The 26,300-nt window shown below is 36.5% G+C and carries 29 protein-coding genes; 15 read left to right on the forward strand and 14 right to left on the reverse strand.

Features of this window, described 5'->3' with window-relative positions:
* The first annotated feature begins 160 nt into the window (after positions 1–160).
* The 4 genes from BW951_RS02015 to BW951_RS02030 are packed head-to-tail and all read left to right on the forward strand — an operon-like array spanning position 161 to position 2,006.
* A complete protein-coding gene (locus tag BW951_RS02015; RefSeq protein ID WP_076390249.1) occupies positions 161–628 on the forward strand; it encodes a pyrophosphohydrolase domain-containing protein in 468 nt (155 codons plus the stop codon).
* 1 nt (position 629) lies between these two features.
* Complete coding sequence (locus BW951_RS02020; protein WP_076390250.1) at positions 630–1,196, forward strand: TlpA family protein disulfide reductase; 567 nt, start codon at positions 630–632, stop codon at positions 1,194–1,196.
* Positions 1,197–1,199: 3 nt separating this feature from the next.
* Entirely contained in the window at positions 1,200–1,805 is a 606-nt protein-coding gene (locus BW951_RS02025) for a DUF4230 domain-containing protein (RefSeq protein WP_076390251.1), read from the forward strand.
* Positions 1,806–1,817: 12 nt separating this feature from the next.
* Positions 1,818–2,006 carry a hypothetical protein gene (locus BW951_RS02030; protein ID WP_076390252.1) on the forward strand — a complete coding sequence of 63 codons (189 nt, stop codon included), beginning with the start codon at positions 1,818–1,820 and terminating at the stop codon, positions 2,004–2,006.
* 148 nt (positions 2,007–2,154) lie between these two features.
* Here BW951_RS02030 and leuB read toward each other — a convergent pair whose 3' ends face one another.
* The 4 genes from leuB to BW951_RS02050 all read right to left on the reverse strand — a co-directional run bounded on the left by leuB (position 2,155) and on the right by BW951_RS02050 (position 6,833).
* A complete protein-coding gene (gene leuB, locus BW951_RS02035) occupies positions 2,155–3,276 on the reverse strand; it encodes a 3-isopropylmalate dehydrogenase (RefSeq protein ID WP_076390253.1) in 1,122 nt (373 codons plus the stop codon).
* Positions 3,266–3,865: a 3-isopropylmalate dehydratase small subunit gene (gene leuD, locus BW951_RS02040; protein ID WP_076390254.1), complete on the reverse strand. Its 600-nt coding sequence runs from the start codon at positions 3,863–3,865 to the stop codon at positions 3,266–3,268. The genes leuB and leuD overlap by 11 nt, the downstream gene beginning before the upstream one ends.
* Positions 3,866–4,259: 394 nt before the next feature.
* The gene (gene leuC / locus BW951_RS02045) at positions 4,260–5,639 is read right to left on the reverse strand and encodes a 3-isopropylmalate dehydratase large subunit (protein ID WP_076390255.1); all 1,380 of its coding nucleotides are present in this window, start codon (positions 5,637–5,639) and stop codon (positions 4,260–4,262) included.
* Positions 5,640–5,669: 30 nt separating this feature from the next.
* Positions 5,670–6,833 carry a 2-isopropylmalate synthase gene (locus tag BW951_RS02050; protein ID WP_076390256.1) on the reverse strand — a complete coding sequence of 388 codons (1,164 nt, stop codon included), beginning with the start codon at positions 6,831–6,833 and terminating at the stop codon, positions 5,670–5,672.
* A 147-nt stretch (positions 6,834–6,980) separates the two neighbouring features.
* Between BW951_RS02050 and BW951_RS02055 the strand changes: the two genes are divergently transcribed.
* The 10 genes from BW951_RS02055 (at position 6,981) to BW951_RS02100 (ending at position 18,343) form a co-directional block, all read left to right on the forward strand.
* Entirely contained in the window at positions 6,981–8,531 is a 1,551-nt protein-coding gene (locus BW951_RS02055; RefSeq protein WP_076390257.1) for a hypothetical protein, read from the forward strand.
* 155 nt (positions 8,532–8,686) lie between these two features.
* Positions 8,687–10,624, forward strand: a complete 1,938-nt coding sequence (gene thrS / locus BW951_RS02060) for a threonine--tRNA ligase (protein ID WP_076390258.1) — start codon at positions 8,687–8,689, stop codon at positions 10,622–10,624.
* Positions 10,625–10,776: 152 nt separating this feature from the next.
* Entirely contained in the window at positions 10,777–11,277 is a 501-nt protein-coding gene (gene infC, locus BW951_RS02065) for a translation initiation factor IF-3 (RefSeq protein ID WP_175608770.1), read from the forward strand.
* A 261-nt stretch (positions 11,278–11,538) separates the two neighbouring features.
* Positions 11,539–12,360, forward strand: coding sequence for an alpha/beta fold hydrolase (locus tag BW951_RS02070; RefSeq protein WP_076390260.1), 822 nt, complete (start codon positions 11,539–11,541; stop codon positions 12,358–12,360).
* 493 nt (positions 12,361–12,853) lie between these two features.
* Positions 12,854–13,051 carry a 50S ribosomal protein L35 gene (rpmI, locus tag BW951_RS02075; RefSeq protein ID WP_076390550.1) on the forward strand — a complete coding sequence of 66 codons (198 nt, stop codon included), beginning with the start codon at positions 12,854–12,856 and terminating at the stop codon, positions 13,049–13,051.
* A gap of 120 nt (positions 13,052–13,171) precedes the next feature.
* Complete coding sequence (rplT, locus tag BW951_RS02080; protein WP_029293267.1) at positions 13,172–13,516, forward strand: 50S ribosomal protein L20; 345 nt, start codon at positions 13,172–13,174, stop codon at positions 13,514–13,516.
* A 104-nt stretch (positions 13,517–13,620) separates the two neighbouring features.
* Positions 13,621–14,796: a M28 family peptidase gene (locus BW951_RS02085; RefSeq protein WP_076390261.1), complete on the forward strand. Its 1,176-nt coding sequence runs from the start codon at positions 13,621–13,623 to the stop codon at positions 14,794–14,796.
* A 102-nt stretch (positions 14,797–14,898) separates the two neighbouring features.
* Positions 14,899–16,074: a M28 family peptidase gene (locus BW951_RS02090; RefSeq protein WP_076390262.1), complete on the forward strand. Its 1,176-nt coding sequence runs from the start codon at positions 14,899–14,901 to the stop codon at positions 16,072–16,074.
* A gap of 98 nt (positions 16,075–16,172) precedes the next feature.
* Positions 16,173–17,348 (forward strand): M28 family peptidase, encoded by a 1,176-nt coding sequence (locus BW951_RS02095; protein WP_076390263.1) that lies wholly within the window; start codon positions 16,173–16,175, stop codon positions 17,346–17,348.
* A 77-nt stretch (positions 17,349–17,425) separates the two neighbouring features.
* On the forward strand, positions 17,426–18,343 hold the full coding sequence (locus BW951_RS02100; RefSeq protein ID WP_084196339.1) for a M28 family metallopeptidase: 918 nt from the start codon (positions 17,426–17,428) through the stop codon (positions 18,341–18,343).
* A gap of 55 nt (positions 18,344–18,398) precedes the next feature.
* Here BW951_RS02100 and BW951_RS02105 read toward each other — a convergent pair whose 3' ends face one another.
* Positions 18,399–18,755, reverse strand: coding sequence for a nuclear transport factor 2 family protein (locus tag BW951_RS02105; protein WP_175608771.1), 357 nt, complete (start codon positions 18,753–18,755; stop codon positions 18,399–18,401).
* 4 nt (positions 18,756–18,759) lie between these two features.
* Positions 18,760–19,359, reverse strand: coding sequence for an NADPH-dependent F420 reductase (locus BW951_RS02110; RefSeq protein ID WP_076390265.1), 600 nt, complete (start codon positions 19,357–19,359; stop codon positions 18,760–18,762).
* Between the two features lie 106 nt (positions 19,360–19,465).
* Here BW951_RS02110 and BW951_RS02115 point away from each other — a divergent pair, with 106 nt between their 5' ends.
* Positions 19,466–19,825: a winged helix-turn-helix transcriptional regulator gene (locus BW951_RS02115; RefSeq protein ID WP_076390266.1), complete on the forward strand. Its 360-nt coding sequence runs from the start codon at positions 19,466–19,468 to the stop codon at positions 19,823–19,825.
* Between the two features lie 35 nt (positions 19,826–19,860).
* Here BW951_RS02115 and BW951_RS22605 read toward each other — a convergent pair whose 3' ends face one another.
* From BW951_RS22605 to hisD, 8 genes are all read right to left on the reverse strand, one after another.
* Positions 19,861–20,001 (reverse strand): hypothetical protein, encoded by a 141-nt coding sequence (locus tag BW951_RS22605; protein WP_175608772.1) that lies wholly within the window; start codon positions 19,999–20,001, stop codon positions 19,861–19,863.
* Positions 20,002–20,194: 193 nt separating this feature from the next.
* Entirely contained in the window at positions 20,195–20,782 is a 588-nt protein-coding gene (hisIE, locus tag BW951_RS02120; RefSeq protein ID WP_076390267.1) for a bifunctional phosphoribosyl-AMP cyclohydrolase/phosphoribosyl-ATP diphosphatase HisIE, read from the reverse strand.
* Positions 20,779–21,531, reverse strand: coding sequence for an imidazole glycerol phosphate synthase subunit HisF (gene hisF, locus BW951_RS02125; RefSeq protein ID WP_076390268.1), 753 nt, complete (start codon positions 21,529–21,531; stop codon positions 20,779–20,781). The genes hisIE and hisF overlap by 4 nt, the downstream gene beginning before the upstream one ends.
* Positions 21,524–22,246 (reverse strand): 1-(5-phosphoribosyl)-5-[(5-phosphoribosylamino)methylideneamino]imidazole-4-carboxamide isomerase, encoded by a 723-nt coding sequence (gene hisA, locus BW951_RS02130; RefSeq protein WP_076390269.1) that lies wholly within the window; start codon positions 22,244–22,246, stop codon positions 21,524–21,526. Before hisA ends, hisF begins: the two co-directional genes overlap by 8 nt.
* 9 nt (positions 22,247–22,255) lie before the next feature.
* Positions 22,256–22,834: an imidazole glycerol phosphate synthase subunit HisH gene (hisH, locus tag BW951_RS02135; RefSeq protein WP_076390270.1), complete on the reverse strand. Its 579-nt coding sequence runs from the start codon at positions 22,832–22,834 to the stop codon at positions 22,256–22,258.
* Complete coding sequence (gene hisB, locus BW951_RS02140; protein WP_076390271.1) at positions 22,834–23,928, reverse strand: bifunctional histidinol-phosphatase/imidazoleglycerol-phosphate dehydratase HisB; 1,095 nt, start codon at positions 23,926–23,928, stop codon at positions 22,834–22,836. Before hisB ends, hisH begins: the two co-directional genes overlap by 1 nt.
* 66 nt (positions 23,929–23,994) lie before the next feature.
* A complete protein-coding gene (hisC, locus tag BW951_RS02145) occupies positions 23,995–25,020 on the reverse strand; it encodes a histidinol-phosphate transaminase (protein ID WP_076390272.1) in 1,026 nt (341 codons plus the stop codon).
* Complete coding sequence (hisD, locus tag BW951_RS02150) at positions 25,007–26,299, reverse strand: histidinol dehydrogenase (protein WP_076390273.1); 1,293 nt, start codon at positions 26,297–26,299, stop codon at positions 25,007–25,009. The genes hisC and hisD overlap by 14 nt, the downstream gene beginning before the upstream one ends.
* Position 26,300 lies beyond the last annotated feature (1 nt).

The following is a 26,300-nucleotide window of genomic DNA, read 5'->3' on the forward strand; positions in this document are numbered from 1 at the left end:
TAATCTATTTCTGGGCTCTTGAGATTCTTCACTTCACTTTTTAACGATGCTCGTAGACTTTCAGTCTATGTTTAGAATGATATCATTGCATAAAAAACCTAAGTCCCAATTCTTAAAATCTAAAACCCAATTGTTATCTTTGCCTGAATAAAAAATATACATGGATAAAATTGATAGTCTGAACCAGGTAGCAGAATTCCACACCACCTTTAAAGCCCCTATTTTAGATACTCCTCAAATTCCTTCACCGGAAAGATGCAATCTGAGAGTTGAACTTCTTCAGGAAGAACTGAACGAACTGAAACAGGCAATTGCAGACAATAACATCGTAGAAATTGCAGATGCTTTATGTGATTTGCAGTATGTTTTAAGCGGAGCGGTTCTGGAATTCGGACTTGGCAGCAAATTTGTAGAGTTGTTCAACGAAGTTCAGCGTTCCAATATGTCGAAAGCCTGCGATAATGAAGAACAGGCACAGGAAACGGTAGAATTTTACAGAGCAAAAGACGTAGAATCATTTTATGAAAAATCCGGCGAGAAGTTTAATGTGTACAGACAGGCAGATCATAAAGTCCTGAAAAACAAATACTACTCTCCTGCCGATTTAAAGACAATTATTGAAAAATAGTATGAAAAAATTTATTACGAATTGTATGACTGTTTCAGCTCTATTCATGGCAACACAACAGCTTAGCGCACAGAAAGTGGTTGTAGGACGAGAGGTTGAAACCACTGCCGATGGAAAAATGCTTTTGGGAAATCAGCTTAAAAGTAAATTTCTTGAAGCTCCCTATTCTGACTGGTATGTGAAAGAGCATGATGAATATGCCTTGGATCAGAAAGCGATCGGAGAACTTAAAAAAGGAAAGATCAACACGTATAACATTACCGTTTTCATGGGAACATGGTGCGAAGATTCTCACAGAGATTTTCCGAGACTCATGAAAATCCTTGAAGAGGTAAAATATCCGGAAGGCAAACTCTCCATTATTGCGGTAAACCGTAAAAAGGAATCCCCGAACGGAGAAGAAAGTCTTTTCAACATCCAGAAAGTTCCTACGATTATTGTTCAGAAATACGGAAAAGAATTAGGAAGAATTATCGAAATGCCTACATCTGGATACATCGAAAGAGATCTGGTAGAGATCCTGAAAAAAGATGACAGTTCTGTAATTAAAGAAATTTTTGGTAAATAAGGTTTGAGAAATAGTAAAGTTTTAATATCGTTTTTGGCGGGAGCTGCACTGGTAACGGTTTTGTTTTTCAGTTTAAAGTCATGCTTTAATCTCAGTGAAAAAACCGAGAAATCAGATTATTATATTCTGACCAATCAGATTTCGAAAATGAATAAAATGGTCGTGCTTGAGCAGAATACTTCTTCCATTCAGAAAACCAAAATGGGCTATGAATTTTTAGGCAAAGAAGTTTCCAGCAACAGCATCATTACCTACACCAAAACGAACGCACAGGTTTCTTATGATCTTAACAAGATGAAAATGGAGGTAGATTCGATCAATAAAAAATTAGTGATTACCGAATTACCCGATGCAGACATCAGAATTACGCCAAGTGTGGAAATTCAGTCGATGGACGATTCTTTTTTCAACAGAATTTCCGAAAAAGACATTAAAAACGTAACGCAGAAAGCGAAAGATACCGCTGTAAAATCCATCGATCAGAACAAGCTGAGAACGGAAGGAAGACAACAGTTGATGGAAAATCTTAATAATATTTTTGTTTTGGCAAAGGCTTTGAATTATACCATAGAAGACCAGACCGGAAAGCTGGGCATTTTAGGACTATAAAATTCAAAAGCTATGCATTCAGAAGAAAAAGAAAAACAGGAATCTGCAAATTCTGCGGAAACCAAAAAGCAAAATCAGGATTTCCCCGACATTCCTGCTTCGTCAGAAAAGACAAATCCGTCCGATGTAGATAAGGAAGACGTTCAGAAATCTTCTCAAAACAACAAATCCGGAAAAACGGATAATACCGACAAAAAATAAAAAGGTTCTGCTCAGTGAGCGGAACCTTTTTTAGAAAAAAACAAATAAAAATCAAATAGGTAATATGAACTACAACTGTCAATCTGCCCCGCTTGTCAACTACCGTAACTATTTGGCTGTTGACTTACGAAGCAAAACTGACATTTTTTTAAACAATAGTTGATTTTCCGAGCTTTACATTTTCAAAATTGTAATACGATTTCTCGGAATATTTAATATAATCTGCGATAAAACTTCCCACTTCGCTGGTGGAATAAGGCTGTTCAGAATTCAGATCCACCGTAACGTATTTATTCTCAATGGCATATTCTACAGATTGTCTCAATTTTTCTGCTGCCGGTTCAAGCTGTAAATAATCCAGCATCATTGCCGTACTTAAAATAGAAGCAACAGGATTTGCAATTCCTTTTCCTTTTGCCTGCGGATAAGAACCGTGAATAGGCTCAAACAAAGCATTTTCATTTCCAATGGAAGCCGAAGGAAGCAAACCGATAGAACCGCCGATTACACTCGCTTCATCCGAAATAATATCTCCGAACATATTCTCGGTAACAATCACATCAAAATGTTTCGGATTTAAAATTAACTGCATCGCCGCATTATCTACAAACATAAAATCAAGTGCTACATCAGGATATTCTGAAGCAATTTCTTTACAGACCTTTCTCCACAATCTTGACGTATCCAAAACGTTCGCTTTATCAATTAAAGTTAACTTTTTTCTTCTTTTCTGAGCCTCCTGAAAAGCCATGTGAACAATAGGTGCGATTTCATCACGGTTGTATTTACAGATATCATATGCATAACCCGCTTCCTCATCCGTAAATTTTTCGCCAAAATAAATTCCGCTCACCAGTTCCCTGAAAATCTGAATATCTGTTCCTTCAATAATTTCCCTTTTCAAAGGACTTTTCTCAATTAAAGAAGCATACGTTTTCAAAGGTCGGATATTCGCAAAAAGCCCTAATTCTTTACGAAGTTTTAACAACCCTTGTTCCGGACGTACTTTGGCATCCGGATTATTATCAAAAGAAGGATCTCCGATCGCCCCGAAAAGCACCGCATCAGATGCTTTGCAGATTTCCAGCGTTTCATCCGGCAAAGGATTTCCTGTCTTATAAATCGCTTCCGCTCCCATCAATCCGTATTTAAAATCAAACTGATACTGGAATGCTTCCGCAATGGAATCTAAAATTTTAATACTTTCTGCAACAACTTCCGGCCCGATTCCGTCTCCCGGAAGCACTGCAATTTTAAAATTAGTTTTCATACACTTTTTGTGTTTTTAGTTCGAATTGTTCGATCGCCTGTTTTCTGCTGATTAAAAAATCAATATCATCATACCCATTCAGCAGACATATTTTTTTATAAGAATCTATTTCAAAACCTTCCGTTTTATCATTAAAGGTAATGGTTTGTTTTTCAACATCCACCAAAATTTCTTTTTCAGGATTTTCAGTAATCTCAGTTAAAATTTCTTTCAAAAATTCCTCAGAAACTTTTACAGGCAATAATCCGTTGTTTAAAGCATTGCCCTTAAAAATATCAGCAAAAAAACTTGAAACAACCACCTTAAAGCCATAATCCGTTAAAGACCATGCAGCGTGTTCCCGACTGCTTCCGCAACCGAAATTGTTTCCCGCAACCAGAATTTCACCGCTGTATTTTGCGTTATTCAGGGCAAAATCAGGATTCGGTTCATTCGTATGAACATCGTATCTCCAGTCTCTGAAAAGATTTTCGCCAAAACCTTTTTTATCAATACTCTTTAAAAATCTCGCCGGAATAATCTGATCCGTATCTATATTTTCTACAGGCAAAGGAATTGCTCTGGATTGTATAATGACTAATTTTTGCATTTTTTTTGAGCCAAAATAGTTTTAATTATTGTTTTTTTCTTTTTCAGGAGCTATTTCCCGCTATCCACTCATACTCCTCGCTCCCTTGCTTTTGCCTTCGCTTGCTCCGGGGTAACCGTTTCTATCGGGGCTAAAAAAGTGAATGGTAAATTTCACTTTGTGAGTCAATAGTCAATTTCTAAAATTCACTATTCACTATTGACAATTCACTTAATAAAAGCTTGTTTAAACTAGTATTTCAAAAGCCTGTAAAGAGAAAAAATCTTTGATTTTTTTTAACTCATGTGCTCTTTTTTTCTATTTAAGTATTAAGCTTAAAAAACTAAAGTGTTTAAATCTTTTGCGTCTTTTGTGGTAAAAAAATTTAGACAAGTTTTAAGTAAATTAATCTCCATCAGTTTTCAAAGACGGAAATTCTTCCTTCCACAGCAACTTTTGCAGCCGTCAAAGGACTTGCCAGAATTGTTCTCGCACCTTGTCCCTGTCTTCCCTCAAAATTCCTGTTCGAAGTAGAAACGCAATATTCCCCTTCCGGGATTTTATCATCATTCATCGCTAAACACGCCGAACATCCCGGTTGTCTGATCTGGAAACCCGCTTCATTAAAAACCTTATCTAAACCTTCTTCAAAAATCTGTTTCGCAACCTGTTGAGAACCCGGAACAAGCCACGCATGAACATGATCCGACTTTCTTTTTCCTTTAACATAATTTGCCGCAGATCGGAAATCTTCAATTCTCGCATTCGTACAGCTTCCGATAAAAACATAATTCACTTTAATATCAGAAAGAGCCTGTCCCGCTTTCAAACCCATATATTTTAAAGCCTTCTCTTCAGATTCGTTCTGAGGATTCGGGATATTCTGACTGATGGAAATTCCCATCCCCGGATTGGTTCCATACGTTACCATCGGATAAATTTCCGAAGCATCGAAAGAAAATTCAACATCAAAAACTGCTCCTTCATCGGTTTTCAAAGTTTTCCAGTATTCCAGTTTTTCTTCCCATTCATCGCCTTTCGGTGCGAAAGTTCTTCCTTTTACGTACTCAAAAGTTGTTTCATCAGGAGCAATCATTCCTCCGCGGGCGCCCATTTCGATACTCATATTACAAACCGTCATTCTGCCTTCCATCGACATTTCTTCGAAGACATTTCCGGCATATTCGCAGAAATAACCTGTTCCGCCGTCAGTTCCCACTTTTGAAATAATGTACAAAATCACATCTTTGGGCTGAACATTTTTATTTAACTTACCATTTACGGTAATTCTCATCGATTTTGGCTTATTCAGCAGTAAACACTGGCTCGCAAAAACCTGCGCCACCTGACTTGTTCCTATTCCGAAAGCAATCGAGCCGAAAGCGCCGTGCGTAGAAGTATGGCTGTCTCCGCAAACAATGCTCATTCCCGGCTGTGTAACGCCTAATTCCGGAGCAATGATGTGAACAATCCCCTGATATTGGTGTCCTAAACCATACAATTCTATGTTGTTTTTCTTACAGTTTTCCGTTAACTGCTCCACCTGATTTCTGGAGGATGCATCGCGAATCGGCTGATCCTGATCCAAAGTCGGAACATTATGATCCGCAGTCGCTACAATCTGTTTCGGTCTGAAAACTTCCAGATTTCTAGCTTCCAGTTCCCCAAAAGCCTGTGGACTGGTTACTTCGTGAATAAGATGTTTATCAATATAAATAATCTGAGGTCCGTCCGGAATCGTCTCTACAACGTGCGCATCCCAGACTTTATCAAACAGTGTCTTTTTTGTGTTCATTCTAATTTATGTAATGGAGAATCAATTATGTTACCCTATTTTTCTTGTCACTTTTTCAATCATTGAACTTAAATCGTCATTATTGACTTCTTTTTTACCGTCAGCAATTTTCAAAAACTCCTGATACAGAAAATCAAGTTCATTTTTAGTAACTTCAAAACCAATATGTTTAAATCTGTATGCCAAAGCAGAACGTCCGCTTCTTGCTGTTAAAACAATGGTAGAAGCATTCACGCCCACTTCCGCAGGATCAATAATTTCGTAAGTTTCCCTGTTTTTAATGACTCCGTCCTGATGGATTCCTGAACTGTGCGCAAAAGCATTCGCTCCCACAATCGCTTTGTTCGGCTGAACCGGCATTCCCATCAATTCAGAAACCAAAACACTCATGGGATTGAGCATTTTGGACTGAACGTCAGTATATAATTCTAAATATGGATGCTGTTTTAAAATCATTACCACTTCTTCCAGCGCCGTATTTCCGGCTCTTTCTCCCAATCCGTTAATGGTGCACTCTATCTGTCTCGCTCCGTTGATGACTCCTGCAATAGAATTAGCGGTTGCCATTCCCAGATCGTTGTGGCAGTGACAGGATAAGATCACACGATCAATGCCTTTTACATTTTCTTTCAGGTATTTTATTTTTGCACCGTACTCTTCAGGAAGACAATATCCCGTTGTATCCGGAATATTAAGCACGGTTGCCCCTGCTTTTATCACTTCTTCGCAAACTCTTGCCAGATAATCATTGTCTGTTCTTCCTGCATCTTCCGCATAAAATTCCACGTCTTCCACATACGATTTGGCATATTTTACAGCCTGAACCGCTCTTTCAACAATATCTTCCCTGTTTGAATTGAATTTAAATCTGATATGAGAATCCGAAGTTCCGATTCCGGTGTGAATTCTCGGTCTTTTGGCGTATTTTAATGCTTCGGCTGCGGTATCAATATCTTTCTGATTGGCTCTGGTTAATCCGCAGACTTTCGCATTTTTCACTAATTTTGAAATCTCCGAAACCGAATGAAAATCTCCGGGACTGGAAATCGGGAAACCGGCTTCAATGACATCCACTCCCAGTTCATCCAGTTTTTCGGCTATAATTAATTTTTGCTCGGTATTTAACTTACAGCCGGGAACCTGCTCTCCATCACGCAGCGTTGTATCAAAAATTTCGACTTTTTCGGATTTCATAATGAAGTTTTTACTTAATTTTGATTCAAAACTAGAAAGATGAAACGTTTATTCATTTTCAGTTTTTATAAAAAATACAATACTCAAAATATTGTATTTTAATTTCAATTATTTGATTATCATTATTTTAAATTTTAAAAATTTACAATGGCAGAATTGCATAAAGATTTTTTATTCGTACTCATTAAATCACTGACAACTTCAGAAAAAAGGCAATTCACCTTGTATGTAAACCGTCTCGGAATTAACGCGGATGCCAAATTTCTTCTTCTTTTTTCAGAACTGGATAAGATGAAGGAATACGATGAACATATCATCATCAACAAAAAAATTTCGACAAAACAGCAGTTATCGAACCTGAAAGCGCATCTTTACAAGCAGATTCTTGTGAGTTTACGGATGAACCCAAGTCATCAGAATTACAGAATTCAACTGCGTGAACAATTGGATTTTGCGAATATTCTTTATCAGAAAGGCTTGTATAAACAGGCTTTAAAAATTTTAGATAAAGCAAAACAGACCGCTTTGGAACTGGATGAAAAAAGTATTGCTTCGGAAATTATCGATCTGGAAAAAGTAATTGAATCCCAGTTTATTACCCGAAGTATTGAAGGTAGAGCCGATGAACTGATCAGACAATCCACGGAAATCAGCAAACAGAATCATTATGCGACAGAATTATCCAATCTTTCGCTGAAACTGTACAGTGAAATGCTGACAAAAGGTTATGTAAAAAACGATGAAGACCGTGCCGAAATCATGCAGATATTCAATTCGCAGATTCAGAAAATTAATTTCAAAAAGCTGAATTTCACAGAGAAATTGTGGTATTTTAAAGCGCATGTCTGGAAAAACCAATTGCTTCAGGAATATAAATATACGTTGAAATATGCTTTTCAATGGGTGGATTTATTTCACAAAAATCCTGAAATGATCGTAAGCCATCCCGTTTGGTACATCAAAGGAAATACCTACCTGCTGAAAATCTTATTCCTTTACGGAAATATTGATATTCTTGAGGAAAGTTTCGAAGATTTCAACAAAGTGGTTCATTCTTCAAGTTTTGCTCAAAATGAAAACCTGCAATCGCTTATTTTTCTGACGCATTACAATACTTTAATGAACATTCACTTTGTGAAAGGGGAATTCTTCTCCGGTTCGAAATTGATTCCTGAAATCGAGCTGAAAATGGATAAGCTCCGGGATAAAATTGATGAGCATCATTTCATGATTCTTTATTTAAAAATGGCAGCGATGTTTTTTGGAAGCAGGAAATTTGAGGAATCCATCAGTTATTCATTGAAAGTGATCGAATCGAAGGGAAATGTTCAGGAAGATTTACTGTTCCACACCCGAATTTTGATTCTGATGGCAAAACATGAATCCGGAAACGATGAAGATTATGATGAATTTATAAAAGCAACTTTAAAATTCACCAAAAAGATGAAAAAGCCGGATGAATTCCACTTTGAAAGCATTCATTTTTTCAAAAATCTGAATAATATAACACCGGACAGACAATTGGAATCTTTCAAAAAATTTGACGAAAAATTAACTCTTTTTTCTGAAAATGAATACTACAGAAGGTCTTTGCTGTACATAGATATTCATGGTTGGGTACAGTCTAAAGTAAGAAATGTGGATGTTATTGAGATTATTAAAGAAAAGGTGCGGTACAAAAGAAAGCATCAGTCTTAATTTAACCTATTCATAATTAGACCGTTGGTTAAACGTTAATTATTTATAACGGTATTCTGAGATTTTTCGTACTAAATCTCGTCTCAAAAATGCGTGAAAGTAGTATTTTAAATAAAAAATCCGTATTTTTGCATCTTAAAATTTCTTAGTAAACAATGATAAAAATTACACTTCCAGACAATAGTGTCAGAGAATTCGAGGCGGGAGTTACTCCGCTAGATGTGGCAAAATCTATAAGCGAGGGATTGGCTAGAAATACCATTTCCGCAGTTGTAAACGACAAACAAGTAGAGACGACCACACCTATAACCACGGATGCTGCGGTACAATTGCTAACCTGGAATGATGATCTTGGAAAGAAAGCTTTCTGGCATTCTTCTGCCCACCTTTTGGCGCAGGCAATCCTTGAGTTTTATCCTAATGCTAAGTTAACCATTGGTCCTGCCATTGAAAAAGGATTCTATTATGACGTAGATTTCGGGGACGAAAGTTTATCTGATAAAGATTTCGAAAAGATCGAAAAGAAGGTTTTGGAAAATGCTAAAAAAGGATCTACATTCTCTTTATATCCGGTTTCTAAAGAAGAAGCTTTAAAAGTGTATGCAGACAATCCTTATAAAATGGAACTGATTTCTAATCTTAATGATGGGGAAATCACTTTCGTAACGCATGATGACTTCACAGATCTTTGTCGTGGAGGACACATTCCTAACACAAGTATTGTAAAGGCAATGAAGATTTTAAATGCTGCCGGAGCATACTGGAGAGGAAACGAAAAAAATCCTCAGTTAACAAGAGTTTATGGTATTTCTTTCCCGAAACAGAAAGATTTAACAGAATATCTTGAACTTTTAGAAGAGGCTAAAAAAAGAGACCACAGAAAACTGGGTAAAGAACTTGGAATTTTCGCTTTCTCTGAAAAAGTAGGTCAGGGATTGCCTTTATGGTTGCCAAAAGGAGCTGCTTTAAGAAAAAAATTAGAGAATTTCCTTTCTGAAGCTCAGAAAAAAGCAGGTTACGAATTTGTAATTTCTCCGCATATCGGTGCGAAGGAATTGTATGTAACTTCCGGTCACTGGGATAAATACGGAGCAGACAGCTTCCAGCCGATTAAAACTCCGAATGAAGGAGAAGAATTCATGCTGAAACCGATGAACTGTCCGCATCACTGTGAAATTTACAAAACTTCACAGTGGAGCTACAGAGATTTGCCTAAAAGATATGCAGAATTTGGTACCGTTTACAGATATGAACAAAGTGGTGAGCTTCACGGTTTAACGAGAGTTCGCGGATTTACTCAGGATGATGCGCATTTGTTCTGTACTCCGGATCAGTTGATGGATGAATTTAAGAAAACGATTGATTTGGTTCTATATGTTTTCGGTTCATTAGGTTTTGCAGATTTTACCGCTCAGATTTCTTTAAGAGATCCTGAAAATAAAGAAAAATACATCGGAACCGACGAAAACTGGGAGAAAGCAGAAAATGCAATCGTAACAGCGGCAACGGAAAAAGGATTGAATACAGTAACTGAATACGGCGAAGCCGCTTTCTACGGTCCTAAACTGGATTTCATGGTGAAAGATGCTTTAGGCAGAAAATGGCAGCTTGGAACGATTCAGGTGGATTATAACTTACCGGAAAGATTTGATCTTTGGTACACAGGAAGCGATGGCGAAAAGCACAGACCGGTAATGATTCACAGAGCGCCGTTTGGTTCTATGGAAAGATTCATTGCGATTCTTATTGAGAATACAGCGGGAGATTTCCCATTGTGGCTGGCTCCTGATCAGTTTATCATACTTCCGATCAGTGAAAAATACGTAGATTATGCTAAAAAAGTTTCTCAATTACTGGAAAATCACGATATTAGCGGATTAATTGACGACAGAAACGAAAAGACGGGTAAAAAGATCCGCGATGCCGAATTAAAGAAGATTCCATTCATGATTGTAGTGGGAGAAAATGAAGAAAAGGATGGCACAATTTCTGTAAGAAGACGTAGCGAAGGCGATTTAGGAGTAATGAAGATCGAAGATTTCGTTGCTTATTTTAAAGAACAGTCAAAAACAGGATTTGAGTTTAACGCTTAAATCTGAAAGAATATGATTCTGAATAACTGAAAATTACTTTTTATTCAGAATGATTGATAAAAATAGAAGTTAACCAATAAAATTATAATACAATAGCACAAAGATTTAACAACAGGGGCCCACAGAGACGTCCGGTACAGGAGGACGCACACTTGATCAACGATAAAATTCGTGTGAGAGAGCTTCGTTTGGTGGGCGATAACGTAGAGCCGGGAGTTTATCCTACTGATAAGGCAAGACAGATTGCTCAGGAGCAGGAATTGGATCTTGTAGTAATCTCCGATAAGGCTGAACCGTTTATTGCAAGGATTCTGGACTATAAAAAGTTCTTATACGAGCAAAAGAAAAAGCAGAAGGAATTAAAAGCTAAGCAGGTAAAAGTAGTTGTGAAAGAAATCCGTTTCGGACCTCAGACAGATGAGCACGATTACGAATTCAAAAAGAAACATGCTGAGAAATTCCTTGAAGAAGGTTCAAAATTAAAGACCTACGTATTTTTTAAAGGACGTTCGATTATCTTTAAAGACCAGGGAGAAATCTTACTTTTAAAACTTGCTCAGGAATTGGAGCACGTTGGAAAAGTAGACCAGCTTCCTAAGCTTGAAGGAAAAAGAATGATTATGATGATGAGTCCTAAAAAACCAGCTAAATAATCTACAGCCGGATCTACGGATCTGAAACTAAAATATACAGCCTCAAATTATTTTTGAGGCTTTTGTTTTATAGTAATTTAATTTTAATGAATCAGATTAAAGTTATGTTATAAAATTTACATTAATTATTAAATATTTTTTAATTTTTAACATAGATCAAGATTATCCATTTAATTTACTGCTACATTTGCTTTAGAAAAATAAGACAACAGTCAACTTATTTAAGAATTAAAATTGAATAACAAATTAAACAACAAAGCAATGAGTACATTAAAATTAAAAGACGGAACAGAAATTTTTTACAAAGATCAGGGAGAAGGGCCAGTATTGATGTTTCACCACGGATGGCCTTTATCTTCTGATGACTGGGATGCACAGGTGATCTTCTTTTTGCAGAGAGGTTACAGGGTAATTGCTCACGACAGAAGAGGTCACGGACGTTCCAGCCAGAATATTTATAATCATACGATTGAACAATATGCTTCTGATGCCGCAGAATTGGTAGAATTTCTGGATCTGAAAGATGTTGTGCATATCGGACATTCTACAGGAGGTGGTGAAGTGATCCGCTATGTAAACAAATATGCCAACGGAAGAGCAAAAAAAGCGGTATTGATAAGCGCTGTTCCTCCGGTAATGGTAAAAAGCGAAAACAATCCGGATGGCGTTCCGATGGAGGTTTTTGACAACATCAGAGATCAGACTTTAAATAACAGAAATCAGTTTTTTATGGATTTAACGGTTCCTTTCTACGGCTACAACAGAGAAGGTGCCGTAGTGAAGCAAGGTGTACAGACCAACTGGTGGAGACAGGGAATGATGGGAGGAATTGTGGCTCATTATGACGGAATCAAAGCTTTTTCTGAGACAGATTTTACAGAAGACCTGAAAGCTGTTGATATTCCGGTACTGTTGCTGCACGGTGAAGACGACCAGATTGTGCCTATTGAAAATTCCGCTATAAAATCTGCTAAATTATTGAAAAACGGTAAGCTGATTACTTATCCGGGATTCCCTCACGGAATGCCTACTACTGAACATCAGACGATTAATAAAGATCTTTTGGATTTTATTGAGGCTTAATTTTTTCTACATACAAGTAAAGCAGCAATCAGAGTATTTTGGTTGCTGTTTTTTATTTCAAGCGGATTTGCCGGAATTTTTCAGTAATTTTTATACAAAAATATTTACAAAGTTTGTCATCGTGAAAAGGATTTCAACGATGCATTGAATACTTTGTTTAGATGCTTTCAGCATGAAAGATATTATGGATATTCGTTTACTATTTATATTGGGAACTGCCACTCTAGCCCTGATTGGAACGACATCCTTTTTGGTTGCGGGCGGAGTGAAGCGGAGTCCGCAACCAAAAAGATACAGTGAAAAGCAGGAAACAGCTTCAAACAAAATTTACCTCACAAAAACGGTAATACCTAAAGCTTCATACACTTCCCTATTCTATTCAAAAAATCTTTTTCAAATCTCGAAATTTTTCTGTAATTTTGCAGACTATTATTCCGGGCAATCGGAAATAGCCAAAACAGATATTGATAACAAAACAATAAAAAGCAAAACAATGCCAAAATTAAAAACGAAATCAGGTGCTAAGAAACGTTTTGCTCTTACCGGATCTGGTAAGATCAAAAGAAAGAACGCTTACAAAAGCCACATCTTAACGAAGAAAGAAACGAAGCAGAAGAGAAATCTTACTACGACTTCTTACGTTGCTGCTGTGGACGAGAAAAGCGTATTGCGTCAATTAGCAATTAAGTAGTTTTTATAAATCTATAGTCGGTTTATAAGAATTCAAACAAATTCAACATTTTAACCCTGAAATGGAGCCACTAAGAGTAATGAAATAATTACCGCACATTTCAAAAAAACAATTTAAATTATGCCAAGATCAGTAAATTCGGTAGCTTCAAGAGCTAGAAGAAAGAAAATTTTTAAGCACGCTAAAGGTTATTTCGGAAGAAGAAAGAACGTTTGGACGGTAGCTAAAAACGCGGTAGAAAAAGCAATGCAATATGCTTACCGTGGTAGAAAAGAGAAGAAAAGAAATTTCAGAGCACTTTGGATCACTCGTATCAACGCGGGAACCAGAGAGCACGGAATGTCTTACTCTCAGTTTATGGGAGCTCTTAAAAAGAACAACATTGAGCTTAACAGAAAAGTTTTAGCAGATTTAGCAATGAATCACCCTGAAGCTTTCAAAGCAGTTGTAGATCAAGTAAAATAATGTAAAATTTTTGTTATCAATATAAGTCCCAGGTTTTTTGCTTGGGATTTTTTTATTATTTACATTTGCGTAATATTATTAAATTTATAAAATTTTCCTTTAAAGTGAAAAAAATAACTACTCTTCTGCTGTTTTCATTAGGAACATATGCATTTCAGGCTCAAAGTTTTATTCAGGCTTATCAGAACAGAGCCAATTTGGTTACCCAGACCAATATAACAACGTTACTTCAGGAATTTGGGAATCTTGGCGTAAAAACAACGGGTTCTACAGCCAATACCAATGCTCTGAACTGGCTTAAAGCAAAATATCAGTCTTACGGTTATACAGCAAGTCAGATCGTAGAAGATCCTTTTACTTTCGGAAGTTCTACAAGTTCTAAAAATTTAATTATTACCAAAACAGGAACCCTTTATCCGAATACGTACGTTATTATCTGCGGGCATTACGACACGATTACCGGTCCCGGAGTAAGCGATAACGGAAGCGGAACTTCTATTATTCTGGAAGCGGCAAGAATTTTAAAAGACGTTCCGACAGAATATTCTATTAAATTCATCCACTTTTCCGGCGAAGAACAGGGATTACAGGGAAGTGCACATTATGTAAACAGTGTGGTTTTCCAGAACAGTGTCCGTCAGTTAAACATCAAACTGGTTTTTAATTTAGATCAGGTAGGTGGAAAAATAGGCAATTCTAATGTTGCCATCAACTGCGAAAGTGACCAAAGCGGACAGACAGGAAACAATGCAGCTTCTCTTTCCGTTACACAGCAGCTTGCAGCATGTACAACGCTTTATTCACCATTACAGACGGTAATGTCGAACGCCTACTCTTCCGATTATATGCCTTTTGAAGCGAAAGGAGACATTATTACAGGCTTTTACGAAACGGTAAGAAGTTATAATGAACATACCGTAAACGATACTTTTGCCAATGTAGATCCTACGTATGTTTTCAACGTAGGAAAGGCGGCTGTAGGAGCTTTACAGCATTTTGCAACAGCCTCTACAAGTTTACTGGCTACGGACGAAAAAACGGTAAATCATTTAGAATCTGTAAAAGTCTATCCCAACCCGACAAAAGACTTTTTAAATATTGAGCTTCCAAAAGATATTAAAAACTTCAGTCTAGAAATTTCGGATATGAACGGAAGACTTGTTTTAAATAAGGAAAACGAAACTAAGGTAAATGTTTCTGGATTAACAAACGGAACGTATATCGCAACGATTAAAACAAAAGACCAAAAAGCGGTAAGAAAAGTAATTATCGGAAAATAATCTTTTGGTCTGCATAACAATTAAAATCCTGAACTTTTGTTTAGGATTTTTTTATTGTTACATTTGCACATTATTATTAAAAATATAAAAATTGATCATCAAGTGAAAAAAATCCCTACATTTCTGCTCTTTTCTTTATCTGCTTTCAGTTTAAATGCGCAATCTTTTATTCAGGCGTATCAGGACAGAGCCAATATGGTAACCCAGACCAATATTACCACAAATTTACAGGAATTTGCCAATTTAGGGATCAAAACAACAGGTTCTACAGCCAACAACAATGCATTCAACTGGCTTAAAAATAAATATCTGGCTTTCGGATATTCTGCAGCCCAGATTTCGGAAGATGCCTTCACTTATAACGGCAACAGTTCAAAAAATTTAATCATAACAAAAACAGGAACGGTTTATCCTAATAAATATGTTATCATTTGCGGACATTTCGACAGTATTAACGGTCCCGGAGTAAACGACAACGGAAGTGGAACATCCATTATTCTGGAAGCTGCAAGAATTCTTAAAAATGTTCCTACGGAATATTCGGTTAAATTTATTCATTTTTCAGGCGAGGAACAGGGACTGATTGGAAGCTCGCATTATGTAAACAATGTTGTCTATCAGAATAATATCAAACAATTAGATATCAAATTGGTGTTTAATCTGGATCAGGTTGGCGGAAAAATGGGCAATAACAACAATACGATCTATTGTGATGAAGATCAGGGAGGATTATCCGGTAACAATGCGGCATCATCAGATGTTACCCAGCAATTAAGAAACTGTACGGCTCTCTATTCTCCTCTTTTAACAGCGGTAGATCCGGCTGAAGATACAGATTATATTCCTTTTGAGGGAAAAGGTGAAGTGATTACAGGCTTTTTTGAAAGAATCAGAAGTAATTATCCTCATACTTCAAACGATACATTTGCCAACACAGATCCTGTTTATATCTACAACGTCGGAAAAGCTTCTGTTGGTGCTTTGCAGCACTTTGCAGTAGCATCAGCTTCTTTATTAAAAACGGAAGAATTACTTTCCAACAATCCATTGGAATTAATAAAAATCTATCCTAATCCGGCAAAAGATTTTTTAAATATTGAACTTCCAAAAGATGTTAAAAATTTCAAGATTGAAATTTCGGATATGAACGGAAGACTTGTTTTAAACAAGGAAAATGAAACGAAAGTAAATGTTTCAGGACTAACAAACGGAACGTATATCGCAACGATTAAAACAAAAGACCAAAAAGCGGTAAGAAAAATAATGATCGGAAAATAATTTTTGATTCTCTATAAAATTAAAATCCTGAACTTTTGTTTAGGATTTTTTTATTATTACATTTGTATACCAATCAAATTACAAAAATTAATAACAAAATGAAAAAGACATCTACATTTCTGCTTTTTTCTTTATCTGCTTTAAGTTTCAATGCACAATCTTTTATTCAGGCGTATCAGGACAGAGCTAATATGGTGACACAGACCAATATTACAACAAACTTACAGAATTTTGCCAATCTAGGGATTAAAACCACGGGTTCCACAGCAAATAATAATGCTTTCAACTGGCTTAAAAATAAATATCTGGCTTTCGGATATTCTTCAAACCAGATTTCGGAAGATGCCTTCACTTACAACGGCAAAAGTTCAAAAAATTTAATCATAACTAAAACTGGAACCGTTTATCCTAATAAATACGTTATCATTTGCGGACATTTCGACAGTATAAACGGTCCCGGAGTAAACGACAACGGCAGCGGAACATCCATCATTCTGGAAGCTGCAAGAATTTTAAAAGACGTTCCTACAGAATATTCGATTAAATTCATCCATTTTTCAGGTGAAGAACAGGGGCTTATTGGAAGTTCACATTACGTAAATAACGTTGTTTATCAAAATAATATTAAGAAATTAGACATTAAATTAGTCTTTAATCTGGATCAGGTTGGCGGAAAAATGGGGAATAATAACAATACGATCTATTGTGATGAAGATCAGGGAGGTCTGTCGAGCAATAATGCAGCTTCAGCAAACGTTACACAGCAATTGCGAAACTGTACCGCTTTGTATTCTCCTCTTCTAACGGCGGTAGATCCGGCTGAAGCTACAGATTATATTCCTTTTGAAAGAAAAGGCGAAATTATTACAGGCTTTTTTGAAAAAATCAGAAGTAATTATCCTCATACTTCAAACGATACATTTGCTAATACAGATCCTGTTTATATTTATAATGTAGCAAAAGCTTCTTTGGGAGCTTTACAGCACTTTGCAGTAGCAGCAAATTCTTTATTGAAAAAAGAAGTGTTACTTTCCGGAAATTCTTTAGAATCTATAAAGATCTATCCCAATCCTGCGAAAGATTATTTAAATATCGAACTTCCGGAAGATGTTAAAGATTTCAGTCTTGAAATTTCAGATATCAATGGCAGGCTTTTTTTAAATAAGGAAAATGAAACGAAAGTAAATGTTTCAGAATTACCAAACGGAACGTATATCGCAACAATTAAAACAAAAGACCAAAAAGCGCTAAGAAAAATAATTATTGGAAAATAATGAGCTAGCAAAATCCTGAGTTTCTTTCTCGGGATTTTTTATTTCTATATTTGTAAAATAGTAAACTAATTACCAATATGAAATTCAAAAAAATAACAGCCATTTTTCTTTTTTCGGTAACTGCCGTTGGATTTCAGGCACAAACATTTATTCAGGCTTATCAGGACAGAGTTAACCTATTAAAAAAAGAGGACATCATATCCAATTTAAAGGAGTTTGAGAAATTGGGTGTTAAAACCACAGGTTCTGTAGAAAATGACAACGCCCTGAACTGGATCAAAAGCAAATACTTGTCTTACGGATATTCCGAAAACCAGATAGAAGAAGATCCTTTTTCCATAGGAAAATTAAACTCTAAAAATCTGATCATCACTAAAAAAGGAACGGTGTATCCCGATAAATATATTATTATTTGCGGACATTTCGACAGCATTAACGGTCCCGGAGTAAACGATAACGGAAGCGGAACATCCATCATTCTGGAAGCCGCAAAAATCCTGAAAGATATCCCAACTGAATATTCCATAAAATTCATTCATTTTTCGGGTGAAGAACAAGGATTGTACGGAAGCAGACATTATGTAAATGAAGTTGTTTATCAGAACAAAACCAGAAAGATTGATATAAAAATGGTCTTCAATCTGGATCAGGTCGGTGGTAAAAAAGGAATGTTCAATGATACTGTTTTTTGTGATGAAGATCAGGGAGGAAATTCCAAAAATAATGAAGCTTCTAAACAGGTTACCAAAGAATTGATGATCTGCACAACACTTTATTCTCCATTACAGGCAAAAATCGATCCCGCAGAAGATACCGACTACATCTCTTTTGAAAAAAAGGGTGAAGTAATCACCGGATTTTTTGAATATCTCAGAAGCGATCTTCCTCATACTGCGGATGATACCTTTGCAAATACTGATGTTCAGTATGTTTTTAATATTGGTAAAGCGGCAATCGGCGCATTGCAGCATTTCGCTGTCGCATCGAAAAAATAACCAATGTTATTTGAATGATATACAAAAGCCAATGCAAGATTACATTGGCTTTCTTTTATTCTTTTACAGGCATCGACCAACTATGACAATGAATTTTCCAAAAAGAATCCTCTAAGATCCATGTGACGGAATATGTACCTTTCCCAAGAACTTTTCCCTCAGATAAATCGGCATCCTTAAAAATTCCATATTCAAAAGCTAAGTTTTCAGAAATGATTATACTTTCAGGTTCAAAAATGACGGCTACTTTTCCCAAACCTCCTTTCATAAAATCAAGAATATTTGCATTTCCCTGAACAATAGGTTTGTTGGGAGGAAAAATCAAGGCGTTGTTTGCGTAGATATTTTTAAAATTTTCAGAATCTGCTTTTCTCCACCTTTCTGTCCAGATCTGCATGGTAGGACTTTCCATCTTTCTAATTTTTGTTTTGAACATAAATAAATCCGGCATCCGTTCCTCCACCGCTTAAAGCCACTGCAATATTCAGATGAGCCATTGCTTCCAGATGTCTTGCATTTTTAATTCCTCCTACAACAAATCCGTTGAAACCTGCTTCATCAGCCAAATTTTTCACAACAAGTGCAGCTTCCTGATCGTCCGAAGCTATAAAAGCGGTTAATTTTTGTCCGTTGAACTGTTTCTCCGCTTTCATTGCATCTGCAAAAATAGTATTGAAAGCTTTTACAACCTTACTTTCGGGCAGCAATCGCGCAGTCTGCTCTCCTCCGCTGTCTTCTCCTAAAAATACGGGTGACCAGTCTGAAATATGAATGGCGTTGGTAATATCCACCACAATTTTACCTTTAAGATTTTCTCTGTTTTCCGTTAAGACTGCATCCATTGCAGAAAAAGGAATCGCAAAGCAGATCACCTCACCAAAAGAAATGACTTCCGCTACAGAAAGCTGGTTATCTTTAGGATTATGTGTTCCAAACTGCACAGAATGACCTGCATTTGTAAATAGATTTCCGAGATTGGATGCTACATTTCCTGCACCGATAAAACTTATATTCATGAGATATTATTATTTAAAATTTCCGTTGCAAACTTAGTTCGGTATCATTATTTTTGCAAGTAGTTACCTAATTGTATGGTAGTTACCAAAAAGTAAGTATGACAAGATGAGAAAAGAAAGTTCCGTAAATCTGGAAAATGAACAGGCTTTAGAAACAGATTGTCCTTTCATATTTGCATTATCTTTAATGGGAAAACGATGGAAACCTGCTATTTTATGGAAAATGACGGAAGGAATTTACCGTTTTGGAGAAATGAAGAGAGCGATTCCTCAAATCAGCGAAAAAATGCTCACCCAACATTTAAGAGAACTGGAAACAGACGGACTGATTACCAGAACCATCTATCCTGAAATGCCGCCACGCGTTGAATATGCATTAACGGAACTGGGATTATCGCTTCAGCCTATATTGCAACAACTGAACGATTGGGGCGAAAGCACCAAGAAAATTAAAAGTAAAGTATAAAAAAAGCCAGCCGAAAAATCCGGCTGGCTTCTAATTTATCCGGCTCTTGTACCGCCTTTTGCAGTATCAGAATTGGGAAATTTTACTTCTTTTACTTTTCCCTTTTCAGAGTTAATTTTTCCTTTACTTTCCGGTTCAGTTTTGGGTTGCTGATTTTCTTTGTTGTCTTCTTTCATGGGATATTTTTTTAATGAATTGTATTTAAAACACATAAGTGACAAAAATAAGCTGAAATTTTATTTAAAACAGTTTAAAAAATCTTCGATTTTATTCTTCTGATAGCTTTGAATATTCTAATTCTTGCAACATAATGGTCTTTTGCCTCTTTTGCGGTTGATTCTTAATGAGTTTAGAGATAAAAATACAACTTTATCGGTTTCTGGAAAGCAAAATTTCTTCAATATCTTTCAGTGTAAAATTCTTGGCTTTCAGTAAAATCAAAAGGTGATACAGCAGATCTGCCGCTTCATTTTTAAACAGATCATCATTATTGTCTTTGGCTTCGATCACCACTTCTACGGCTTCCTCTCCCACTTTCTGAGCCATTTTGTTGATGCCTCTCTGAAATAATGAATACGTATAGGAACCTTCTGTTTTTTCATCAATTCTTTGGCTTATTTTTTCTTCCAGTTCATACAGAAAACCTTTAGAATCTTTATCGCCAAAACAACTGAAACTTCCGGTGTGGCAAACAACATTCGTAGGAATTGCCTTAATTAAAATCGTATCCTGATCGCAGTCTACGGCAATATTTTTAACGGTTAAAAAATTTCCGGACTCCTCTCCTTTTGTCCAGAGACGGTTCTTGGAACGGCTGAAAAACGTTACAATTCCTTCTTTTTTGGTTTTTTCAAAAGCTTCTTCGTTCATATAGCCCAACATTAAAACCTGTAACGTTCTGTCATCCTGAATAATCACCGGAACCAAACCATCACTTTTATTAAAATCGATATTCATCGTACTGCAATTTTTTTAAATTTCAAATTATTTTTAAGATCCTGAATCTGCACTTCTCCAAAATGGAAAATACTTGCCGCCAAAGCTCCTGTTGCTTTGGTCTGATTAAAAACGGCTTCAAAATCTTCCATTTTTCCAGCACCTCCGGAAGCAATGACGGGAATATTTACACTTTCGGAAATTAACTGTGTTATTCTGAGATCAAAACCGTTTTTTGTACCATCGCCATCCATTGAAGTAAGAAGAATTTCTCCCGCTCCCAGTTCTTCCGCTTTCTTTGCCCAGTCCAATGTCTTCAGATCCGTTATTTCCCTTCCTCCTTTCACATGAACCCAATCGGATCCGTTTACCAATCTTGTATCAATTGCAACCACAACACACTGACTTCCAAACTCTTTTGACAACTCCGAAATTAAAGCCGGATTTTTAACTGCTGAAGAATTGATACTGATCTTGTCTGCTCCTGCTTCCAAGAGTCTTCTTACATCTTCCACTGTTGAAATTCCGCCGCCGACTGTAAATGGAATACTCAGTTCTGCTGCAATTTTCTGTACCAGTCCTGCAAAAGTTTTCCGCTCTTCTATCGTTGCGGTTATATCCAGAAAAACCAATTCGTCTGCGCCTTCTTTTTCATATCTTTTGGCAAGTTCTACAGGATCTCCCGCATTTCTTAATCCTTCAAAATTAATTCCTTTTACCGTAGTTCCGTCTTTGATATCCAGACACGGAATGATTCTTTTTTTAAGCATTTTCAATAAAATTTTGGAGTTGCTGCAAACTGATTCTGCCTTCATAAATTGCCTTTCCGATAATCGTTCCGGAACAGCCGATCTTTTTCATCTGTTCAACATCTTCAATACACGAAATTCCGCCGCTTGCAATTAACTGAACCGCTGTTTTTTCTACAATTTCTCTGTACAGTTCATCCGACGCACCCTGAAGCATTCCGTCTTTGGAAATATCCGTACAGATCACGTTTTTAATTCCTTTATTTTTATATTTGAGAATAAAATCAATCACATCCAGTTGGCTTTTTTCCAGCCAGCCCGAAGTTTTTATCTTGCGGTTTTCGCAATCGGCTCCGAGAATGATTTTATTGGAACCATATTTTTCAATTAAATCAAAACAGAAATCAGGATCCTGAACGGCAATACTTCCAATCGTAATCTGCTTTGCTCCCGAACTGAAAGCTATCTCAATGTCTTCAAGAGTTTTCAGTCCGCCGCCAAAATCAATTTCCAGAGAAGTCTCTTTTGCAATGGTTTCCAAAACTTTTTGGTTAACAATATGCTTTGATTTTGCACCGTCAAGATCCACCAAATGAAGATATCGGATGCCAAAACTTTCAAATTCTTTGGCAATTTCAAGAGGGTTTTCATTGTAGATTTTTTTAGTATCATAATCTCCTTTCGACAAACGGACGCATTTTCCGTCGATGATGTCTATAGCGGGAATAATTTTCATATTCAGGTTTTATTGTTTTAAAAAGTTTTCCAGTAAACGGCTTCCTATATCTCCTGATTTTTCGGGGTGAAACTGCATCGCATAAAAATTATCTTTTTGCAGAGAAGCGCTGAACGGCAGAATGTAATCGCAAACTGACGTTGTATTTTCCGATAATTCGCAATAGAAACTGTGAACGAAATACACATCGCTGTTTTCTTCAATCCCTGAAAATATTCCGGATTTAAAATCTGAAATCGTATTCCATCCCATGTGCGGAACAATATTCTTTGCAGGAAACTTTTTAACATCGATATCAAAAATTCCCATCCCGACTGTATTTCCTTCTTCATTATTTTTACACATGAGCTGCATTCCCAGACAAACGCCTAAAACAGGCTGTTTTAAAGTAGGAATTAACTGATTCAGACCTTTTTCCTTTAACAATTTCATGGTAGAAGATGCTTCACCCACTCCCGGGAAAATCACTTTGTCGGCTTTTCTTATCAGATCAAAATCATCGGTTACCACAGATTCTACATTTAATCTGTTCAATGAATTTTGTACGGAACTGACATTTCCGCCGTTGTATTTGATGATGGCAATCATTATAAACTTCCTTTGGTTGATGGTAAATTAAAATTCTTATCGGTCTGTTTTACTGCCATTTTTACCGCTTTGGCAAATGCTTTAAACACAGATTCGATCTTGTGGTGTTCGTTGTCACCCTCCACTTTAATGTTGAGATTACACTTTGAAGAATCGGTGAACGATTTGAAGAAGTGATAAAACATTTCGGTCGGAACATCGCCAATTTTTTCACGCTGAAAATCCGCTTCCCACATTAGCCAAGGTCTTCCTCCAAAATCAATGGCGACCTGTGCTAAGCAATCATCCATCGGAAGAAGAAATCCGTAACGTTCAATTCCTTTTTTCTTTCCCAAAGCTTTTAAAACAGCTTCCCCAAGAACAATTCCCGTGTCTTCAATGGTGTGATGCTCATCGACCTGCAAATCTCCTTTGACATTAATTTTCAAATCTAAATTTCCGTGTTTGGAAATCTGTTCGAGCATATGATCAAAAAAGTGTAATCCGGTTGAAATTTCAGAGGCTCCGCTTCCATCAAGATTAACTTCAATTTCAATTTCTGTTTCATTGGTTTTTCTTGAGACTTTGGCTTTTCTCGGAATATTCGTCAAAAACTGTGCGATTTCGCTCCAGCTTTCCGTTGTTAAGTCAGCTTCATCATTCTGAACTTTACTGATCAATATGGATTTTGAGCCTAAGTTTTTCGCCAACTGAATATCTGTAAGCCGGTCTCCGATCACAAATGAATTTTTAAGATCGTAATCTCCGTAAATATATTTTCCCAACATTCCGGTTCCCGGTTTTCTTGTCGGCAGGTTTTCACTTTCAAAACTTCTGTCAATCAGAATATCACTGAAAACAATTCCTTCATTTTCAAAAGCTTTTAACATTTTTTCCTGTGGTTTGATGAAATCCTCATAAGGAAAACTTTCGGTTCCCAGACCATCCTGATTGGTTACCATTATCAGTTCAAAATCAAGTTCTCTGGCAATTCGGGAAAGATTCTGGAAAACTCCGGGATAAAATTCTAGCTTTTCAAGAGAATCAACCTGAAAATCAATGGGCGGTTCTAAGATTAAAGTTCCGTCACGATCTATAAATAATACTTTTTTCATTTTACTTTTCTTTTACTTTTTCTACACCTCACAGGTTTTAAAAAATCTGTGAGGTTTCAGATTTAATTAAATACTTTTTAAGACGTTAATCAGCTTATTGTTTTCTTCTCTATTACCCACATTAATTCTAATGCAATTTGGAATCTGCGGACTTCTTTTGCTCGTCAGAATTTCATTTTCCAGCAATTTCTGGTACACCTTATCTACGTTTTCAAACTGAATCAGGAAGAAATTAGCATCGGTCGGAAATATTTTTTTTATACAATTTACCATCTCTAATTCATTTCCCAACCAGGAAATTTCTTTTAAAGTATTTTCTATATTGGATTTTATAAATTCTTTATTAATAATAAGTTCTGATATTTTATTTAAACTTAAAGAATTAACATTGTACGGAGATTTCACTGTATTGATCAGTTGAATAATTTCTTCTGAACCATATGCAATTCCCACTCTTGCTCCTGCCATTCCCCAAGCTTTGGAAAACGTCTGAAGAACGATAAGATTGGGAAATTTTTCCAACAGTTCAATACACGATTTCTTTCCTGAAAATTCAATATACGCTTCATCAACCACAACAATTCCTTCAAAATTCTGAATGTAAAATTCAATGTCTTCGATAGAATTTCCGGTAGGATTATTGGGCGAACATAAAAAGAAAACTTTTGGTTTTTCCTCTTTTGAGATTTTTAAAAACTCTTCTTTATCGATTCCAAAATTTTCATCCAGATTCAGTTTGACCACTTTATTTTCATTGACTGAAGCATAAAATCCGTACATCGCAAAAGAAGGATTCATCATCAAAATAGCATCTTTTTTCGGTTCACAAAAAACTTTCACGATAACATCAATCAGTTCATCGCTTCCGTTTCCCACTGCAATCTGTTTTGTTGAAACATTTTTCAATGCAGCCAATTTTTCTTTCAATTCTTTTTGAGTAGAGTCCGGATAACGGTTCAGTTCTCCGAACGCGCTTTCATTCGCATCTAGAAAAACAGGATTTTCAAATGTATTGTTGTCCCTGAAACTTACATAAGGCTGCAATTCCAGAATATTTTTTCGTACTAAATCTTTGATATTAAATTCTTTCATTCTGTTCTTTTAATCTGATACTTACTGCATTTTTGTGAGCGAATAATCCTTCCGCTTCAGCCATTATTTCAATGGTTTTTCCTAAATTTTTCAATCCCTGTTCCGACAGATTCTGGAAAGTAATTTTCTTCACAAAACTGTCAAGAGAAACCCCGCTGTAATTTTTCGCAAAACCGTTCGTAGGAAGGGTGTGATTGGTTCCGCTCGCGTAATCTCCCGCACTCTCGCAAGAATAATTTCCTAAGAACACAGAACCGGCATTCTGAATTTTCGGAATATAATTTTCAAAATCATTAACGGCTAAAATCAAGTGTTCCGGAGCGTACAAATTGCTGAATTCCAAAGCTTCATCTATTGAATTCAGTAAAATAAAATGACTGTTTTTCAAAGATTCTGCTGCCATTTCATTTCTTGGAAGTGCTTCAAGCTGTTTTTGGGTTTCCAGAAGGGTTTCATTAAGAATTTTCTCATCTGTGGAAAGGAAAATCACCTGACTGTCGCTTCCGTGTTCTGCCTGAGAAAGCAAATCCGCAGCACAGAATTCAGGAACTGCTTTTTCGTCGGCAATCACAAGAACTTCACTCGGTCCGGCAGGCATATCGATGGCAATATTGTAGTTTTGTGCGTATTCTTTAGCGGCTACAACATACTGATTTCCCGGCCCGAAAATTTTGTAGACATTCGGAATACTTTCCGTTCCGAAAGTCATTGCTGCAATCGCCTGAGCGCCTCCTGTTTTGAATATTTTTGTAACTCCGCAAATCTTTGCCGTGTATAAAATGGCAGGATTTATATTGCCGTTTTTATTGGGTGGTGTACAGAGAATAATTTCTTTACAACCCGCTAACTGAGCCGGAATAGCAAGCATTAAAACCGTAGAAAACAACGGAGCTGTTCCTCCCGGAATATAAATTCCTACTTTTTCAATGGCTCGGTTTTCTCTCCAGCAAACCACTCCTTTTGTCGTTTCTATTTTTTCGATTGTAGGAATTTGTGAAGCGTGAAACTTGGTAATATTCGATTTTGCTTCCTGAATGGCTGTTTTCAGTTCTTCACTGATCAGATTTTCAGCGGTTTCAACTTCTCCTTCAGAAATTTTAATATCGGTAATTTCCGCGGAATCAAATTTTTTAGCAAAATCAATCAGCGCCTGATCTCCGTTGTTCTTCACTTCATCGAAAATTCCGGCAACGATTTCTGTTAATCTTTCTCTTTTTATAACCGGTCTTTTTGTTAATTCAGACCATTTTTCCCTTTCAGGATATCTTTCTACCTGCATA

Source organism: Chryseobacterium gambrini (assembly GCF_900156825.1).
Lineage (GTDB): Bacteria > Bacteroidota > Bacteroidia > Flavobacteriales > Weeksellaceae > Chryseobacterium > Chryseobacterium gambrini.

Coding starts and splice junctions, on each gene's coding strand:
- BW951_RS02055 (WP_076390257.1), top strand. CDS start 6,981: ATGGCAGAATTGCATAAAGATTTTTTATTCGTACTCATTAAATCACTG.
- BW951_RS02115 (WP_076390266.1), top strand. CDS start 19,466: ATGAGAAAAGAAAGTTCCGTAAATCTGGAAAATGAACAGGCTTTAGAA.
- hisC (WP_076390272.1), bottom strand. CDS start 25,020: ATGAAAGAATTTAATATCAAAGATTTAGTACGAAAAAATATTCTGGAA.
- leuC (WP_076390255.1), bottom strand. CDS start 5,639: ATGAACACAAAAAAGACACTGTTTGATAAAGTCTGGGATGCGCACGTT.
- BW951_RS02105 (WP_175608771.1), bottom strand. CDS start 18,755: ATGGAAAGTCCTACCATGCAGATCTGGACAGAAAGGTGGAGAAAAGCA.
- hisB (WP_076390271.1), bottom strand. CDS start 23,928: ATGAAAAAAGTATTATTTATAGATCGTGACGGAACTTTAATCTTAGAA.
- leuB (WP_076390253.1), bottom strand. CDS start 3,276: ATGAAAACTAATTTTAAAATTGCAGTGCTTCCGGGAGACGGAATCGGG.
- hisF (WP_076390268.1), bottom strand. CDS start 21,531: ATGCTTAAAAAAAGAATCATTCCGTGTCTGGATATCAAAGACGGAACT.
- BW951_RS02015 (WP_076390249.1), top strand. CDS start 161: ATGGATAAAATTGATAGTCTGAACCAGGTAGCAGAATTCCACACCACC.
- leuD (WP_076390254.1), bottom strand. CDS start 3,865: ATGCAAAAATTAGTCATTATACAATCCAGAGCAATTCCTTTGCCTGTA.
- BW951_RS02070 (WP_076390260.1), top strand. CDS start 11,539: ATGAGTACATTAAAATTAAAAGACGGAACAGAAATTTTTTACAAAGAT.
- hisIE (WP_076390267.1), bottom strand. CDS start 20,782: ATGAATATCGATTTTAATAAAAGTGATGGTTTGGTTCCGGTGATTATT.
- BW951_RS02030 (WP_076390252.1), top strand. CDS start 1,818: ATGCATTCAGAAGAAAAAGAAAAACAGGAATCTGCAAATTCTGCGGAA.
- BW951_RS02050 (WP_076390256.1), bottom strand. CDS start 6,833: ATGAAATCCGAAAAAGTCGAAATTTTTGATACAACGCTGCGTGATGGA.
- hisD (WP_076390273.1), bottom strand. CDS start 26,299: ATGCAGGTAGAAAGATATCCTGAAAGGGAAAAATGGTCTGAATTAACA.
- rpmI (WP_076390550.1), top strand. CDS start 12,854: ATGCCAAAATTAAAAACGAAATCAGGTGCTAAGAAACGTTTTGCTCTT.
- hisA (WP_076390269.1), bottom strand. CDS start 22,246: ATGAAAATTATTCCCGCTATAGACATCATCGACGGAAAATGCGTCCGT.
- hisH (WP_076390270.1), bottom strand. CDS start 22,834: ATGATTGCCATCATCAAATACAACGGCGGAAATGTCAGTTCCGTACAA.
- BW951_RS02020 (WP_076390250.1), top strand. CDS start 630: ATGAAAAAATTTATTACGAATTGTATGACTGTTTCAGCTCTATTCATG.
- thrS (WP_076390258.1), top strand. CDS start 8,687: ATGATAAAAATTACACTTCCAGACAATAGTGTCAGAGAATTCGAGGCG.
- BW951_RS02110 (WP_076390265.1), bottom strand. CDS start 19,359: ATGAATATAAGTTTTATCGGTGCAGGAAATGTAGCATCCAATCTCGGA.
- rplT (WP_029293267.1), top strand. CDS start 13,172: ATGCCAAGATCAGTAAATTCGGTAGCTTCAAGAGCTAGAAGAAAGAAA.
- BW951_RS22605 (WP_175608772.1), bottom strand. CDS start 20,001: ATGAAAGAAGACAACAAAGAAAATCAGCAACCCAAAACTGAACCGGAA.
- BW951_RS02095 (WP_076390263.1), top strand. CDS start 16,173: ATGAAAAAGACATCTACATTTCTGCTTTTTTCTTTATCTGCTTTAAGT.
- BW951_RS02100 (WP_084196339.1), top strand. CDS start 17,426: ATGAAATTCAAAAAAATAACAGCCATTTTTCTTTTTTCGGTAACTGCC.